Origin of the sequence: Rhizobium sp. SG741 (assembly GCF_012275435.1) — a bacterium.
GTDB lineage: Bacteria > Pseudomonadota > Alphaproteobacteria > Rhizobiales > Rhizobiaceae > Rhizobium > Rhizobium lusitanum.
In genome coordinates this window covers 344,592-360,181 of sequence record NZ_JAAZQP010000002.1, presented here as the reverse complement: position 1 = coordinate 360,181, position 15,590 = coordinate 344,592, and the positions used below count along the sequence as shown (strand labels likewise).

The window sequence follows — 15,590 nt, the reverse complement described above, 5'->3', positions numbered from 1 at the left end:
GTGCTGATTGCTGTTCCCTGAGCCCTTGGCGGGCCTGCTTTATTGCCGTATCGCGTGGCGCCCGGCCGCTGCCGGAGCGCCGGCGATCAGTACCGCCCCACCAGGAGGCCACCATCCACGACCAGAACCTGGCCGGTCATGTATCTCGCGCCCTTCGACGCGAGGAATGCGATCACATCGGCGATATCTTCCGGCTCGCCGAGCCGGCCCATGGGGATGAATTCGGCTGCCTTCTCGGCACCTGCAGGGCCGAGCGAATTCTCTTCCGAGAGCAGTTGCGCGGTGCGGATATAGCCGGGGGCAATGCCGTTGACCCTGACGCCGTCTTTCGCCAGCTCGACGGCAAGCCCTCGCACCAGCCCAACAACGCCGGACTTGGCGGCGGAATAATGGACATGCTCGTCCCATCCGTAGGCGACGCCCATGATGGAGGAGAGTGCGATGATGCTTCCAGATTTACGGGTGCGCATGCCGGGCGCCGCAGCACGCACCAGCTTGAAGATGCCCTTCAGGTCGACATCCATCGTCAGGTCCCACTTGTCGTCGCTGAGCTTGGCGAGCGGGGTGCGATGGGCGATGCCGGCATTGGCGACGATGACATCGATCTTGCCGAAACGCGCTTCGACATCGGCGACAAGCTGGTTGGTAGCGTCGGTCGAGCGGACATCGTAGAGGTGGAATTCAGCCGAACCGCCGGCGCTGAGAATGCCGCGAACGGTCGCCTCGCCCTCGTTTTCGAGGATATCGGTGACGACGACATGATCGCCGAGCGCGGCAAAAGCCTTGGCTGTCGCCTGGCCGATGCCGATGCCTGCGCCGGTGATAATGACAACCCGCTTTTGTAAACTGTCCATCTGCTTCTCTCCTTCAGAGCATCACGTCGCCGGAATTAGGCCCTAGCGTCTGACCGACGAAGAGGCTTGCGGCCGGCGACGCCAGGAACGCCACGGTCGCGGCCACCTCTTCAGGCTCGCCGAAGCGGCCGAGCGGCAGCTCGCGTTTCTTGCGCTCGCGCCATTCCTCGGAAAGCCCCAGTACCAGCGGCGTGTTGATCGGCCCCGGCGCCACGGCATTGACCCGCACGCCGCAGCTGGAAACCTCGCGGGCAAGCGCCTTTGTCATGCCGATGATTGCCGCCTTGGCGCCGGAGTAATGGACGAGCTCGATGCCGCCGATCTGCCCGAGCTGCGAGGCGACGTTGACGATCACCCCCTCGCCGCGTCGAAGCATTGCCGGCATGACCGCCTTGGTCATCAGGAAGGTGCCGCGAACATGCACGGCAAACATCCGGTCGAAATCCTCAAGCGCGAGATCCTCGAAAGCGGCCTGATGCGCGATGCCTGCATTGTTGACGAGAAGGTCGACGTCGCCGTGCGAGGCCTTGGCGGCAGCATGGATCGCCGCCACATCCTCGGGCCGGGCGACGTCGCCGGCGATCGCGGTCGCCATACCGTCTGCCGATATGATTTCCGAAGCGACGACCTGAGCCCGGTCGCCGGAGAGATCGTTGACCAAAACCGCATAGCCGTCAGCCGCAAGCCGGAGCGCGATAGCCCGACCAATACCCGAGCCGGCGCCGGTGACGATTGCAGAAGCCCTATGCGTCATCATGCGTCCTCCTGGATGCGGATGCGCTTGGCGCGGCGAACCGACAGCCCCATCAGGATCGCGTAGGTGCCGAGAAGCGCGAAGGAAAACAGCGTCGTCAGCACACCGAAGGCAAAAACGTTCGGATGAACCTCGACGGAGAAGGTGCCGTAGATGGCGAGCGGCAGCGTCAATTCCCGGCCGGAGGCAAACAGGGTCCGCGAGAACTCGTCATAGGACAGCGTGAAGGCAAAGAGCATGGCCGAAAGCACGCCGGGGAAGATCAGCGGGAAGGTCACCTTGCGGAAGGTGCGCGCGGGGGTGACGCCGAGCGACCAGGACGCCTCCTCCATGCTGGGATCGAACCTGTTGAAGATGGCCAGCATGACCAGGAAAGCGAAGGGGAAAGTATAGACGACATGCAGGACGAAGGCCGTGCTCCACCAATGCCGGTCGACGCCGAAAGCATTGGCGACGAGCGCCATGCCGAGACCGACCAGCACGCCCGGCACCATCATGCCGAGAACGATCAGATAGAAGACGACGCCCGAGCCGCGGAACTTGCGGCGGAAGGCCTGGGCGGACATGACGCCGAGCACCGTGGAGACGATCATGGTCATCAGCGCGAGGGATAGCGAACGGATCAGCGCCTGATCGATCGGCAGGGGCGCGATGCGCGAGGGCGGCGTCAACCCGAAGAGATGACGATACCAATAGGTTGACCATTCGATGATCGGGAATTGCGGGCCGCCCTCCGGGCCGGTCTGGAACGACAGGATCGCCAGGACCGCGAGCGGCCCATAAAGGAAGATTAGAAAGAGCGCCGTATAAACACCCAGGCCGAGTTTGATGCCGCCAGCGTTCATGATCAAAGCTCCTTTCTGAGGTCGACGACCCTGAGCAATGCGGCAATGACCGCGCCCATGACGATGGTCAGGATGACGCCCGCGACCGCCGCAAAAGCCCATTTCAGCGAGCCGACCTGGGTGACGATGATATTGCCGAGCAGATTGACCTTTCGGCCGGACAGCGCGGCGGCCGTCGCGAATTCGCCGAGAACCATCACGGAGACGAAGATCGAGCCGACCACTACGCCCGGCATGGACAGCGGCAGAATGATCGTGCGGAAGATGCGCCAGAAGCCGGCACCCAGATCCTGTGCAGCCTCGATGACCGAGGCGTCGATGCGGCCCATCATGAACGCGATCGGCCCGACCATGAAGACGCAATAGATTTGCGTCATACCGATGATCACGGATAGCTCCGAAAACAAGAGCACTTCAATGGGCTGCTGCACGATGCCGAGCTTCATCAGGATCATGTTGATCGCCCCCTCGGTACCGAGCATCGGCCGCCAGGCGAGAACGCGGATCAGGAACGATGTCCAGAACGGAATGACGCAGAGGACGAGAAGCACGGTCTGCAGCGTCTTGTTCTTGACGAGCAGGCCGACGAAGAGCGCCGCCGGATAGCCGACGACGAGGGTCGATATCAGCACGAGCAGCCAGATGCGGATCGTCGTCCAGAGAGCCCCGAGATATGTGGGGCTGGTCAGGAACGTGACCCAGCTCTGCAAGGTCAGCGTCGGCTCGATCTTGAAGGTCGTCTGCGTCCAGAAGGAAACATAGACCATCATCAGTATCGGCAGGACCAGAAAGGCGAGCATCCAGATCATGCCCGGCGCCAGCAGCCAGAATGTCTTGTTCGACGCCCTGCGCACAGTTGCGCTTTCCTCTGCGGCTTCCTCGCTTGTCGCAACCATGGTCATCTCTCGCTCTCCTTGGCAGGTCCGGGGGAAGGTTTCGGGATGCTCAGATCAACCGAAGACAAGGGCATCCTCCTTCTTCCAGACGAGCGCATAGCGATCCTTTTCGACGAAGGCCGGTGGCCGGGCGTGGCTGAGATGGGACTCGACCTCGAAGACGTGCCCGCCATCGAGCGAGAAGAAGGAATTGACCGCCGCGCCCGAATATTCGCTGGCGATGAAATCGCCCTCGATACGGACCTCATCGTCCGACAGCCGGGCATCGCGAGAACGGATCGAAACGCGATCATAGCGGATGGCATAGGCCGGCTGCGGCGCCTTCCTACGCGACGCGTTCAGCGGAAAGCGGCCGGCGGGACCGACGAAGGCATCCTCGACGACAGCACCGGCAAACAGATTGTAGCAATTGAGATAGCGGGCGACGGCTGCCGAGGCCGGGCTGTTGTAGACGACATCGGAGGCAGCGGCCTGCGCGATGCGACCACGATCGAGAACAAGCACGAGATCCCCCATCGCCAGGGCCTCGGATTCGCTGCCCGTCACATGCAGGAAAGTCACGCCGCAGCGCTCCCTGATAATCTTGAGCTCACTTCGCATGCGGCCGCGCAAGTTGGCATCGAGCGCGCCGAGCGGCTCGTCGAGCAGCACCATCTTCGGCTCCGTCACCAGTGTGCGCGCCAAGGCGACGCGCTGGCGCTGGCCGCCGGAAATCTGCGTGACGGCGCGATCATCAAAGCCCTTGAGACCGACCAGCGCCAACATGTCCTGAACCCTCGAGGCCAAGGCGCGCGGATCGGTGACCGGATCGACCTTGCGATTGCGCAGGCCGAAAGCGACGTTTTCGGCAACGGACAGATGCGGAAACAGCGCAAAGTTCTGGAAAACGAAACCGATGCCGCGATCATGTGGCTGAACACCATCAAGGCGCTTGCCATGAAAGAGGATCGAGCCGGAATCCGGCCCCTCGAAACCGGCGATGACACGCAGCAATGTCGTCTTGCCCGACCCGCTCGGTCCGAGCAGCGAAATATAGGCATCGTCGGGCAGAGAAAAATCCACCGCATCCAGCGCGGGCGCCGCGCCATAGGACTTGGTGACTTGCTTGATCTGAAGAACGGTCGACACCGATTTCCTGCCAGTTTCAAGGCAAGGACCATCCTTTAGGCAAAGAGCCGCCATCGCCGGATCAGCATTGATCCGGACACCAGACGTCCGTCTGCTTTCGCGCATGATCACATGCGCGTCAAAGAGATGTTCCTTGGCGTTTCAACGAGTTCCACCTGCGGCGCTTCTGATGAGCGCCTTGATGATGAAAGCATCGCATAAATGATTTTTGTATTCAATAGGCTTTTTTTCAAAAGTCTGATTGCCCGGCAACAAATATCAAAACCTCAACCGACATCCAGAGCATTAGACGCGAGAAACTCCCGTCGAAAGGCCCCAAAGTGTCGTCACCATATGATCGAAGCAAAGGCAGCCAGGTCAGTGCTTCCTACGGAAATAACTCACAAAAATGCGTATTGCATCTCGCACACCTACCCTCGCCGCGCATCGGCGCCGGCTTACGGAATGGTATTAGTTGAATTTCGTATTCAATAGTCATTTATTTTTGCGCTATATTGACGCTACAAAAAGCGTAAGAGTGAGGCATCGGAACGACATGAGTCCATTGCATCAGATGACCGAAAACGGTGCGCGGCCCAGCGCGCAGAAGCGCTACGAGATCGCGGAGGATGTACTGCGCGGCAATATCGAGGACAGCACGCTGCCGCCCGGCGTCGTGCTGCTCGAGGGCCCGATCGCGGACATCCTGCAGATTTCGCGCGCGCCCGTGCAAAGGGCACTCCAGACGCTGGAAAGCGAGGGGCTGGTCCATCGCTTCAACGGGCGCGGCTATCTCGTCGGCCCCGCCGGCCAGGGCATCGAACCTAACCGCATTGATATCAAGACGCTCGGGCTTACGATTCCGCGCCATGCCGACGAGGCGCTGCAAAGTCGTGCCTCCTGGGAGCGGATCTACAACACGGTCGAAGCGGATGTGGCCGGCTGCGTCGTCTTCGGCCAATATCGCATCATCGAGATCGAACTGGCCGATCATTTCAATGTCAGCCGCACCGTGGTGCGGGATGTGCTGACCCGGCTGCGCGAACGTGGCCTCGTGCGCAAGAACCAGTCCTCCCATTGGATCGCCGGGCCGCTGACGGCGCAGATGATCAAGGATCACTTCGTCTTGCGCGGCATGCTCGAGCCCCAGGCACTGATTGCAGGCGCCGACCACGTCGATCGTGGGCGATTGAACGACCTGTTCCTGCGGCTTTCGGATCTGGAGCAGCACGAGCCCGCCGATCATCTCGCGGCTCTGGAAGCGATCTACGCCGATTTCATCGACGTCTGCATTCTTGCAACGCCGAATGAGCGGCTGAAGGAATCGATCCGCAACAATCTGCTGCCGGTGACGGCGACCGAACGGTTGCTGCGGCGGCTCGGCCTGCCCGGCGACCCGGCCATCATCACCGAACTGCGCCTGGTGGCGGAGCTCTTGCTGCGGGGTGCCGTGAAGGCGGCAGCCGCAATGATGGAGAATCATCTGGAGGCCGCCGTCAACCGAACGATCGCGCAGATGAAGATCGTCGCAATCATTCCCGGCCCAAGCGTAACGGCCGCCTATCTGACGCGCGTTCTCGAATAGGAACCGGCGGAGCCGGCTGCGTGCTACCTACGCATCCAAGACGCCTATCACTGGGAAGGCTTCACCACAGATGCCGGCCAGGGATTACGGCCTTCCCGAAGCCACGTCAGCGTATCGGCCCAGAAGCCGCTCGCGTGGCTATCGTGAAACAGGGCGAAATGGCCGATTGCTTCGCGGCCAAAATCGGCAGGTTTCAGCAGCACGACCCCGTGTTGCGCGCCGGTATAATAGGTCAGCGCGCGGCGCACCGCCGGCACGGTGCCAAGCTCGTCATCCGAAACCGCGATCGCCAGGATCGGAGCCTTGACGGCCGCCATCCGGCAAAGCGCATCTTTCCGCTCGTTTCGCGGATGGTTCAATTCGAACCGGCGCCGGCGAAAACTCCACTCGTTCGCCACATTGCGGGGCAGGTCCTCCAGCCAACCAAGCCGGCGACCGGGAAAATAGCCGCAGAAGGCCGTAATCGCAGGCATGGCGACATGCCATTTGACGAGCAGACCCAGCCGCCGGCGCGGCGCGTAATCACCCCACCAGGCATATTGGGCGCCCACGGTCAGCATTCTCTCGATCATCGCGGCACTTTCGGCCAGCCCCGGCAGAAAGCCGCCGATACTATGGCCGACCACCATGAGCGGGCCGCCGCGCCGATAGCCGACCATCAGCTGCAGCGCAGCGTCAAAATCCTGCTCGCCCCACTCCCGCCAGCGATAGCCGACGCCCTTGAGGCTTTGCGGACGCGATTGGCCGATGCCGCGGTAGTCGAAGGTCAGCACATCGAAGCCATGTCTCGCCAGAAACTGCGCATAGCGATGATAGTAGCGTGCAAGAACGCCCGTTGCCGGATTGATGATCACGCTGCCTGCGGGGGTATTCGTCTCCGCGCGCCAAAGATGGCCGCCAAGGACGATACCGTCCCGACAGGAGATGGAAATTGGTCGACCGCTGATGGTCGATGGATGGATTGCCTCTTCACTCATGCCCGACAGCATGGGATGATCGCCGCATTATGTATATTCACTACTCGGTATACTTTTGACGATGAAAGCCCAGCCCCTGCCGACACGTGATCGTATTCTTCAGGCCGCTGCGAAGCTGTTTCATCATGACGGCATCCGGGCCGTCAGCGTCGATGCGATCGCCGAGAAAGCAGGCGTGACCAAGCGCACCCTTTACTATCACTTTAGAAGCAAGGACGATCTCATCGCGGCACATCTGGAAGCGCGTGATCAGCCGAATCTTGCTCTGTTCAAACGCTGGTTCGAGGAAACGGAAGGCAACGTGGCCACGAAAGTCGCCGGCCTCTTTCGCCAGCTTGCCCGCTCTGCACGCAATGGAAAATGGAAAGGCTGCGGCTTTCTGCGCACGTCGGTCGAGCTGGTCAACCTTCCCGGCCATCCGGCCTTGGTTGCGGCGCGCACCCACAAGAAGCATGTCGAAGACTGGCTCTCATCAATTTTTCTGGACGCCGGAGCCGGAACTGATGCCTTGCCGCTTGCTCGACAAATCATGCTGCTTCTTGATGGCTCGTTTACGATCGTCCTGCTTCATCGCGATCCAAGCTATATGGAGACCGCGGCAGACGCTGCGGCGCGGCTTATCGATGAGCGTTTAACAAACGCAAGAATGCCTTAGCGCGGCGGTCCCGGGCCGAAAATGTCCCCAAGAATGGCCATTGTTGCTGCGGGCATGGCATGTATCAGTAGGTGCAGGTTTTTCTCAAATAGACAGAGACGGGAAAATGGGGTTCTGGGAGTTGTTTACCGGAAAGACGTATCCGGCGAAGGGTGTGCCGCGCCGATCGGTCGACGCGCTTCGCGACGCCTTGCTCTCGGTCAATCATGACTCCGCACCCTTCCTCGTTCGCGATGGTGCGGCAGAGGGCGTGGACCTGGTTGCGGAGTGGAAAATCGTCGATGCGCAATGGTACGAATTCTTTGCCAAGGCCGGCCTCGAACGGGTCTTCAAAGTGCTGATGCGCTTTGACGAGGCCAAGGGAGAAGTCCGCTCCGTGGACCAGGAATGGTCCGTCGAGTGGCGCGCAGGCATCCCGACAATTGCGCTGGCGGCATCCGCCTTTCGTGGTCAAACCGCGGAGAAGAGCTTCGGGAAGTCCTATGGCTTCCGGGAGGACGGCTCCTTCGGCGCGATCTATGACTATGCATTCGACACATCAGTGATCAAGAAACCGCTGCGGAAGGCCGCATTGGACGCCGGCTGGATCTGGCGAAGTGTGGCCTTCGCCAAACTTTAGGAACGAGGCTCCGTCTAGCCTTGATGCATCGGTTCGCCCTGCAAGCCTTCTGGCGATTGCGATCGAGGGTCTGCGTCCACCGAAAGCCGTTCAGCCGATGGGATCAGTACATTCGTGTTGCACCGTGATCGCCATCCACCCCCGATTGCGTCCCCTACGCGAAAGCAGGGGTTTATTAAGCTGTCGCGCTCAAACTGCTGACTTATGCGGCGCATTCTGCTCTTGGACATCGACCCATTCGCATCGACAACGTCGTCGAAATGGCGCTCATATCCGCGTAGATGAGCTGCGTGGCCGCAAACGGATGGAAAACCCCGGTCGCCCACGCCGGCCCGCCGCTGGGCATTTAGAATAGTTTCATTTCCGCGGCGCGATGCCGTAAGGGCCTTATAAAAAGGGAACTTCGAGTTTGACTCGCTCCAGGGAACCGTGGCTACCCGATCAGGATAGTGCCGTATCCTCGCAACTGTCGGCGGATGCCCGATCCTCGGCAACTATCCTCGCCATGGACGGCGAGATCCTGGCTGCCAGTGACGGCCTGAGCGATCTGCTAGGACTTCCCTCATCATCGCTTGCGGGACGCAATATCCGCGATTTCCTGGAGGTACAGGATACCGGCGCCTTCGAAACACAGTTCCTGGCAGCGATCGCAGCTCCAGACCGGAGCCAAAGGGTCCAGCTCCGCTTGCGCGCCGACGGCGGCATGTCCAAGCCTGTCGCGGTCGCTTTGATGGCTGAACACGATGGCACGCCGGCCTCGGCGATCATCTCCGCTGCGTTCATGGAAGCCGGCGTTGCGAACGACCGAGACGGCGAACAGCCGCGCACGGACAATCGCGCCAGCCTCGCCCTGGTGGCTGCCGAGACCGCTATTTGGGATCATGATCTCGAAAGCCAAGAGACATTCTATTCGGACATGTGGCGGCAGATCAGAGGGCTCGCCATCGACGACCCAGTTCCTCGAACCATGGACGAACTATTGGAATTCGTTCATCCGGACGACAGGCAAACCGTGCTCGATCGCATTCACCAGCAACGACAGCCGAACCTGAACCCCACAATCTTCCAGTATCGCTACCGGCATCGGCTCGGGCACTGGATCTGGATCGAATGTCGCGGCAGTTGCATCAAGTGGGATCGGCACAATCGTCCGCTGAGGGTTCTGGGCACCGACAACGATATCACGGCCAGGAAAGCCTGGGAGGAATCACTGGATCGCATGTCGCGGCGTCTGAAGCTGGCGCTGGAGGCCTCGAAGATCGGCGTCTTCGAGGCGGACTTTGATCGGGGAACGGCGGAGTGGGACGACGGCATGTTCCGCCTCTATCACCTCGAATCGCAGGAGACCGTGAAAATCGGCGGACTGTGGGAATCGATGCTTCATCCCGATGACATGGAGCGTGTCTTCAGGAATGTCGATCATCATGTCGCCAACCTCATTCCGTTTTCGGACGAATACCGGGTGATTTTAAGCGACGGCAAGGAGCATTTCATCCGAACCAGAACATTGCCCTTCATCGACAGCGATGGCCATCGCAAGATGATCGGCGCCAACTGGGATGTGACCGCGGACCTCGCCCTTCAGCGCGATTTGGCGCAGGCTAAGACCCTCGCTGAAGCACGCAATCAGGAGCTCGAGGACGCCAGGAAGCAAATCGAATATGTGGCTCTCCATGACGCGTTGACAGGGCTTCCGAACCGTCGCTTCATGGATCGGATGATCCTGGAAATCGAGGCTGAGTGCAAGTCGAGCGGCTCCGGCCTTGCACTTCTCCATATCGATCTCGATCGCTTCAAGCAGATCAACGACATATATGGACACCACGCCGGCGATGCGTTGCTGCAGCATGTCGCCAAGCTTCTAAAGGAAAGCGTTCTCGAAGGCGATTTCGTCGCCCGCATCGGCGGTGACGAGTTTCTGGCGATCGTCGGCTACGACGGATCGACCGAAGAACTGCGGGTGACCGCCGAGCGCATGATACAGAATATGCGTCAGCCTGTTGTCGTCAACGGCATCGAATGCCGGTCAAGCGCAAGCATCGGCATCGCCCATGAAAGAGGGAAGAATGTCGATGTCGGCCAAATGCTTCTCGACGCCGATATCGCGCTCTATCAGGCCAAGGCGCAGGGGCGCAGCCGCTACGAGTTCTATTCCGCCAATTCGCGCAGCCGCTTTGCGAACGCACAACAGACGACGGAAGACATTCTCATCGCCCTGGAGCGGGGCGAGTTCGTACCCTTCTACCAACTGCAATTCGACGCAAAGACGCTCGCGATCGCCGGCGTCGAGGCGCTGGCCCGCTGGCAGCACCCTTCGCGCGGGCTGCTGACACCGGACAAATTTCTGCCGATCGCCGAAGACCTGAATATCGTCAGCGAGATCGATCATCTCATCTATCGAAAGGCGATCTCGGATCTCGATATCTGGAAGGCGGAAGGGCTGAACATCCCCAAATGCTCGGTAAATGTCTCCTCCCGGCGGTTGCGCGACCCTAACCTCAAGCAACTATTGGATATCCAGCCGGAGAAGGCACGATGGTTCTCGTTCGAACTGCTGGAGTCGATTTTTCTCGACGATCTGGACGAACAAATTGCTGAAAATCTGGCCCATCTCCGCCAGCTCGGCATCAGCATTGAGATCGACGACTTCGGCACCGGCCACGCCTCGATCATGGGCCTGCTTCGCCTGCGCCCGAGCGCATTGAAGATCGACCGTCAATTGACCAAGACCCTGGACACGTCAGCAGAACAGCGCGAACTGGTCGGCTCGATCATCAGCATGGGGCATTCGCTCGGCGTCAAGTCCATTGCCGAGGGCGTGGAGACCGAACGGCACGCCGAGGCCCTACGCGACCTTGGCTGTGATACGCTGCAAGGCTTCGGATTGGCGATACCCATGTCGTGTTCGGACCTGATCGAATTCGTCAGCCGCTTCGTCGCCAGCAGATCGGACGTACGGCATGATCACGCTAACTCCCCGGAAGCCAGACCGGCAAAAAGGACCGGCCTCCACCGCATGGGGCGCGGCGGAGGCAAGCGCGATCAGTGATATTTCAAGCGTTCCCGGCCGAGGATAGCGGAAGCGTCGACCCCCGCAATGGGCTGGGAGAGATCGCCCGAAATGTCTCCGGCGAGCTGCAAGTCGAGATAGCGTGCGCAGCAGACGCGCAGGAACGACGTGAAATTGCCGAGATCGTGACCGGCATCGATCGATTCGTGATGCAGCCTGGTAATCAGCTGCACGACATTCATGCCGTCACGCCGGGCGATTTCTTCCAGTTTCGACCAGAAGAAATTTTCCAACCGCACGCTGGTTACCATGCCGTCTATGCGCAGAGAACGCGTCGTACTTTCCCAGAGTTTGGCGTCGGCCTTGATGAACAATTCGCACATGGATGCCTCCCGGCTCAGCCTCAGGCTGCGTTGGCTTTCGACAGGGCGCCGGCATCGAGGACAGCCATGAACTGGCGCAGCCACGACGGATGCGCCGGCCAGGCCGGCGCGGTGACGAGATTGCCATCGGCAACGGCATCATTGATGGCGATATCGGCATAGATGCCGCCGGCAAGCTCGACTTCGGGACGGCAAGCGGGATAGGCCGAGCATGTGCGCCCTTTGAGAACGCCGGCCGCCGCCAGCAATTGCGCACCGTGGCAAATGGCTGCAACGGGCTTGCCCGCCTCGAAGAAGTGCTGAACGGCCTTGATGACTTCTGGGTTCAGGCGCAGATATTCCGGTGCGCGGCCGCCGGGGATGACCAGCGCGTCGTAATCTTCGGCGCGGATGCTGGCGAAGGTGGCGTTCAGCGCGAAATTATGGCCGCGCTTTTCGGAGTAGGTCTGATCACCTTCGAAATCATGGATCGCGGTTGCCACCGTCTCACCGGCATTCTTGCCCGGGCAGACCGCGTGCACCGTATAGCCGCAGGCAAGCAGCGTCTGGAACGGCACCATGGTCTCGTAGTCCTCGGTGAAATCACCTGTTATCATCAGGATTTTCGCTGCTGGCATCGTTTTCCTCCCTCGAAACCAATCGTCACAGCTTAGCAAAGGAATGCGCGTCGCGGGTATTAGGCAAATACTACAAACGGCACCCATGCATTTTTATCGCGCGGGCGGGCGACCAATATCCGGAAGCGCGCAGGCCTCGTCGCCGCCGAAGAGGCGGGAGCGGGTGAGAAACCGTTTCTCCCGTCCATTGTCGAGGGAAAACATGCCGCCGCGGCCGGGCACGACATCGATGATGAGCTGTGTGTGCTTCCAGGCCTCGAACTGGCTGCCGCTGATATAGACAGGCACGCCGCCGATCTCGCCGAGCTTGACGTCGTTGTCGCCGATCATGAAGTCATCCGTCGGATAGCACATGGGCGAGGAGCCATCGCAACAGCCTCCGGACTGATGGAAAAGGATATTGGGATGATCCTTCTGGATTTCCCGGATGAGGTCGAGCGCCTTGTCCGTCGCCAGAACCCTCGGCTCTGTACCTATGTCATCCATGTTGATCTCCCATCGTGGTGATTGAAATGCACGAAAGCCCCCAGCTTCCGCTGGGAGCCTCGTTGGCTTCGTTGGGAGGTCTCAGAAGAAACCGAGCGCCTTGGGGCTGTAGCTCACCAGCATATTCTTGGTCTGCTGGTAGTGATCGAGCATCATCTTGTGCGTCTCGCGCCCGATACCGGACTGCTTGTAGCCGCCGAAGGCCGCATGCGCCGGATAGGCATGGTAGCAATTGGTCCAGACGCGACCCGCCTGGATCTCGCGGCCGAAGCGATAGGCGCGGTTGCCGTCGCGGGTCCACACGCCAGCGCCAAGGCCGTAAAGCGTATCATTGGCGATTTCGAGCGCTTCCTTCTCGTCCTTGAAGGTCGTCACCGACACGACCGGGCCGAAGATCTCCTCCTGGAACACACGCATCTTGTTGTGGCCCTTGAAGATGGTCGGCTTGATATAGTAGCCGCTCGACAATTCCCCGCCGAGATCGGCACGCGCCCCACCCGTCAGGACTTCAGCACCCTCCTGCCTGCCGATGTCGAGATAGGAGAGAATCTTCTCCATCTGCTCACTGGAGGCCTGGGCACCAATCATCGTTGAGGAATCGAGCGGATTGCCCTGCTTGATCGCTTCGACGCGCTTGATGGCCTTCTCCATGAAGCGGTCATAGACCGATTCCTGGATGAGCGCGCGGCTCGGGCATGTGCAGACCTCGCCCTGGTTGAGGGCAAACATGGCGAAGCCTTCGAGCGCCTTGTCGAAGAAATCATCGTCCTCCGCCGCAACGTCGGCGAAGAAGATGTTCGGCGACTTGCCACCCAGCTCGAGCGTGACGGGGATGAGGTTCTGGCTGGCATATTGCATGATCAGCCGGCCGGTCGTGGTCTCGCCGGTGAATGCAATCTTGGCGACGCGCGGGCTGGTGGCAAGCGGCTTGCCGGCCTCCAGACCGAAACCGTTGACGATATTGAGAACGCCGGGCGGCAGGAGATCGCCCACCACCTCGGCCCAGACCAGCAGCGAGGCCGGCGTCTGTTCGGCGGGCTTGATGACGACGCAATTGCCCGCGGCAAGCGCCGGCGCAAGCTTCCAGGCGGCCATCAGGATCGGGAAGTTCCACGGAATGATCTGCCCGACGACGCCAAGAGGCTCATGGAAGTGATAGGCGACCGTGTCGTGGTCGATCTCGCCGATCGAACCTTCCTGCGCACGGATGCAGGAGGCGAAATAGCGGAAGTGATCGATGGCAAGCGGAATGTCGGCGGCCATGGTTTCCCGGATCGGCTTGCCGTTATCCCAGCTTTCGGCCTGCGCCAGCACCTCCAGCTTATCTTCCATGCGCTGGGCGATCTTCATCAGGATGTTGGAGCGCTCAGTGGCGGAAGTCCTGCCCCATTTGTCCTTTGCCGCATGGGCGGCATCGAGCGCGGCATTGATGTCCTTTTCGTCGGAGCGCGGAATTTCGCAGATCTTGCCGCCGGTGATCGGCGTGAGGTTATCGAAGTATCTGCCACCGATCGGCTCGCGCCAGGCGCCGCCGATATAGTTGCCATATTTCAGTTTGAACGGAGATTCGACGATCTTCTGATGTAGCATGCCATCCTCCCTTGGTCGGCAGGTCCGGTAGATGGACCCGATGGGAGGAACCTGCGCCCATATGCGCCAAGGCGAAACCACCGCCCAGCGATGCCGCAGCGCACAGTGTCGCAACTCTGCGACATCTGCAGCGCGCAAATGCGCATCGCGGGCGCATCAGTGCAGATTGAGCCGGTTCATCTTTCGATGCAGGGTCGAGCGGCTCATGCCAAGCGCCAAAGCAGCCTGCGACACATTGCCGTTGGCGCGGAAAAGGGCTCGCAGCAGGGCGGCGCGCTCGGCTTCCAGCAGGTCTTCGCCCGCTTCCCCTTGCTGCTCGCTCAATACATCGCAGGCGGGAATTCCGGCGGCGATACGACGATCGTCCAGCTTCAATGCGAGGCGGGCGGCTTTCGTCGCGCCGAGCACGAGATCATTGCGGTCGACCGCCAGAAGCGCCGAGGTGGAAGCCGTATCCGTCGGAACCATGACGAAGCGGGCGCCGGCAAAGGCGCTCCTGAACAGGTTGAGTTCGATACGCAGCGCCGCGTCGCGAACAGTTTGCGACAGGATTGCCAATGTCGCATCGTTGACGTCGTCGCGGCGGGTGGAAATGTCGAGCGCGCCAGCCAACTGACCGCGATGATCCCGGATCGGCGCGGTCGTGCAACTCAAGTCGATGTTGGAGCAAAAGAAGTGCTGATCGCGGAAAATCGCCACGGCCCGCTCGTCGGCAAGCGCAGTGCCGATGCCGTTCGTGCCGATACTTGCTTCCGTCCAGACCGAGCCGGTCCAGAGACCAAGATCGCGAAACTCCTTGTCGTCGCCGGCTGCGCCGCGGCGATCCAGCGCTATACCGTCCCGGTCGGTCAACAGCAGGCAGCATCCAGCTTTGCCGACAGCCAGAAAGAGGCGATCCAGTTCATTGGAAGCTTCCGCGATCAGTCGCTCCGAGCGCTCCACGGCAGTCGCGAATTCCTGCCCCGTCAGACTTACCGGCAAACGTTTCTCTTCCGGCGCGAGACGGTGCATCATCATGCATCGGCGCCAGGAAGCAACGACCGAAGAACTGGCCGCAGCCGACTGCGCTGACGCGTATACCTGGTCCGCATGCGCGGAATATTCGTGCATCTGGCTCCTCCCACCGAACGCAACATCGATTGTCGCTAAAAAAACAAGGTAACGCAATCCTCCACTGGTTCTTTTACCGTCCGCCAGCTGTGCGCTCTGCCA

General features: G+C 60.6%; 15 protein-coding genes. 4 read left to right on the top strand and 11 right to left on the bottom strand.

Annotated elements, in window-relative coordinates:
• Window positions 1-86: 86 nt before the first annotated feature.
• Genes FHT29_RS07055 through FHT29_RS07035 form a run of 5 tightly spaced genes read right to left on the bottom strand, consistent with a single transcriptional unit; the run spans window position 87 to window position 4,477 of the window.
• Window positions 87-854: an SDR family NAD(P)-dependent oxidoreductase gene (locus FHT29_RS07055; RefSeq protein ID WP_168599448.1), complete on the bottom strand. Its 768-nt coding sequence runs from the start codon at window positions 852-854 to the stop codon at window positions 87-89.
• Between the two features lie 13 nt (window positions 855-867).
• Window positions 868-1,608: a glucose 1-dehydrogenase gene (locus FHT29_RS07050; protein ID WP_168599565.1), complete on the bottom strand. Its 741-nt coding sequence runs from the start codon at window positions 1,606-1,608 to the stop codon at window positions 868-870.
• Entirely contained in the window at window positions 1,608-2,453 is an 846-nt protein-coding gene (locus FHT29_RS07045; protein WP_168599447.1) for an ABC transporter permease, read from the bottom strand. Before FHT29_RS07045 ends, FHT29_RS07050 begins: the two co-directional genes overlap by 1 nt.
• A 2-nt stretch (window positions 2,454-2,455) precedes the next feature.
• A complete protein-coding gene (locus FHT29_RS07040) occupies window positions 2,456-3,355 on the bottom strand; it encodes an ABC transporter permease (protein ID WP_047554562.1) in 900 nt (299 codons plus the stop codon).
• A gap of 48 nt (window positions 3,356-3,403) precedes the next feature.
• Window positions 3,404-4,477: an ABC transporter ATP-binding protein gene (locus FHT29_RS07035; protein ID WP_168599446.1), complete on the bottom strand. Its 1,074-nt coding sequence runs from the start codon at window positions 4,475-4,477 to the stop codon at window positions 3,404-3,406.
• 553 nt (window positions 4,478-5,030) lie between these two features.
• Between FHT29_RS07035 and FHT29_RS07030 the strand changes: the two genes are divergently transcribed.
• Entirely contained in the window at window positions 5,031-6,041 is a 1,011-nt protein-coding gene (locus FHT29_RS07030; protein ID WP_047554560.1) for a GntR family transcriptional regulator, read from the top strand.
• A 47-nt stretch (window positions 6,042-6,088) separates the two neighbouring features.
• Here FHT29_RS07030 and FHT29_RS07025 read toward each other — a convergent pair whose 3' ends face one another.
• Window positions 6,089-7,018 carry an alpha/beta fold hydrolase gene (locus FHT29_RS07025; RefSeq protein WP_168599445.1) on the bottom strand — a complete coding sequence of 310 codons (930 nt, stop codon included), beginning with the start codon at window positions 7,016-7,018 and terminating at the stop codon, window positions 6,089-6,091.
• Between the two features lie 61 nt (window positions 7,019-7,079).
• On the opposite strand from FHT29_RS07025, the gene FHT29_RS07020 reads away from it, so the two are divergent.
• The 3 genes from FHT29_RS07020 to FHT29_RS07010 all read left to right on the top strand — a co-directional run bounded on the left by FHT29_RS07020 (window position 7,080) and on the right by FHT29_RS07010 (window position 11,341).
• Window positions 7,080-7,673: a TetR/AcrR family transcriptional regulator gene (locus FHT29_RS07020; RefSeq protein ID WP_168599444.1), complete on the top strand. Its 594-nt coding sequence runs from the start codon at window positions 7,080-7,082 to the stop codon at window positions 7,671-7,673.
• Between the two features lie 106 nt (window positions 7,674-7,779).
• Entirely contained in the window at window positions 7,780-8,292 is a 513-nt protein-coding gene (locus FHT29_RS07015) for a hypothetical protein (protein ID WP_047638405.1), read from the top strand.
• A gap of 409 nt (window positions 8,293-8,701) precedes the next feature.
• Window positions 8,702-11,341, top strand: a complete 2,640-nt coding sequence (locus FHT29_RS07010) for a bifunctional diguanylate cyclase/phosphodiesterase (protein WP_168599443.1) — start codon at window positions 8,702-8,704, stop codon at window positions 11,339-11,341.
• Here FHT29_RS07010 and FHT29_RS07005 read toward each other — a convergent pair.
• The 5 genes from FHT29_RS07005 to FHT29_RS06985 all read right to left on the bottom strand — a co-directional run bounded on the left by FHT29_RS07005 (window position 11,335) and on the right by FHT29_RS06985 (window position 15,488).
• Complete coding sequence (locus FHT29_RS07005) at window positions 11,335-11,685, bottom strand: ribbon-helix-helix domain-containing protein (protein WP_037192598.1); 351 nt, start codon at window positions 11,683-11,685, stop codon at window positions 11,335-11,337. The genes FHT29_RS07010 and FHT29_RS07005 overlap by 7 nt on opposite strands.
• Window positions 11,686-11,705: 20 nt before the next feature.
• Window positions 11,706-12,302, bottom strand: coding sequence for a DJ-1/PfpI family protein (locus tag FHT29_RS07000; RefSeq protein ID WP_047554554.1), 597 nt, complete (start codon window positions 12,300-12,302; stop codon window positions 11,706-11,708).
• A gap of 93 nt (window positions 12,303-12,395) precedes the next feature.
• Window positions 12,396-12,788: a DUF779 domain-containing protein gene (locus tag FHT29_RS06995; protein ID WP_168599442.1), complete on the bottom strand. Its 393-nt coding sequence runs from the start codon at window positions 12,786-12,788 to the stop codon at window positions 12,396-12,398.
• An 81-nt stretch (window positions 12,789-12,869) separates the two neighbouring features.
• On the bottom strand, window positions 12,870-14,378 hold the full coding sequence (adh, locus tag FHT29_RS06990; RefSeq protein ID WP_168599441.1) for an aldehyde dehydrogenase: 1,509 nt from the start codon (window positions 14,376-14,378) through the stop codon (window positions 12,870-12,872).
• 156 nt (window positions 14,379-14,534) lie between these two features.
• A complete protein-coding gene (locus FHT29_RS06985; RefSeq protein WP_037192607.1) occupies window positions 14,535-15,488 on the bottom strand; it encodes a GAF domain-containing protein in 954 nt (317 codons plus the stop codon).
• Window positions 15,489-15,590: the final 102 nt, after the last annotated feature.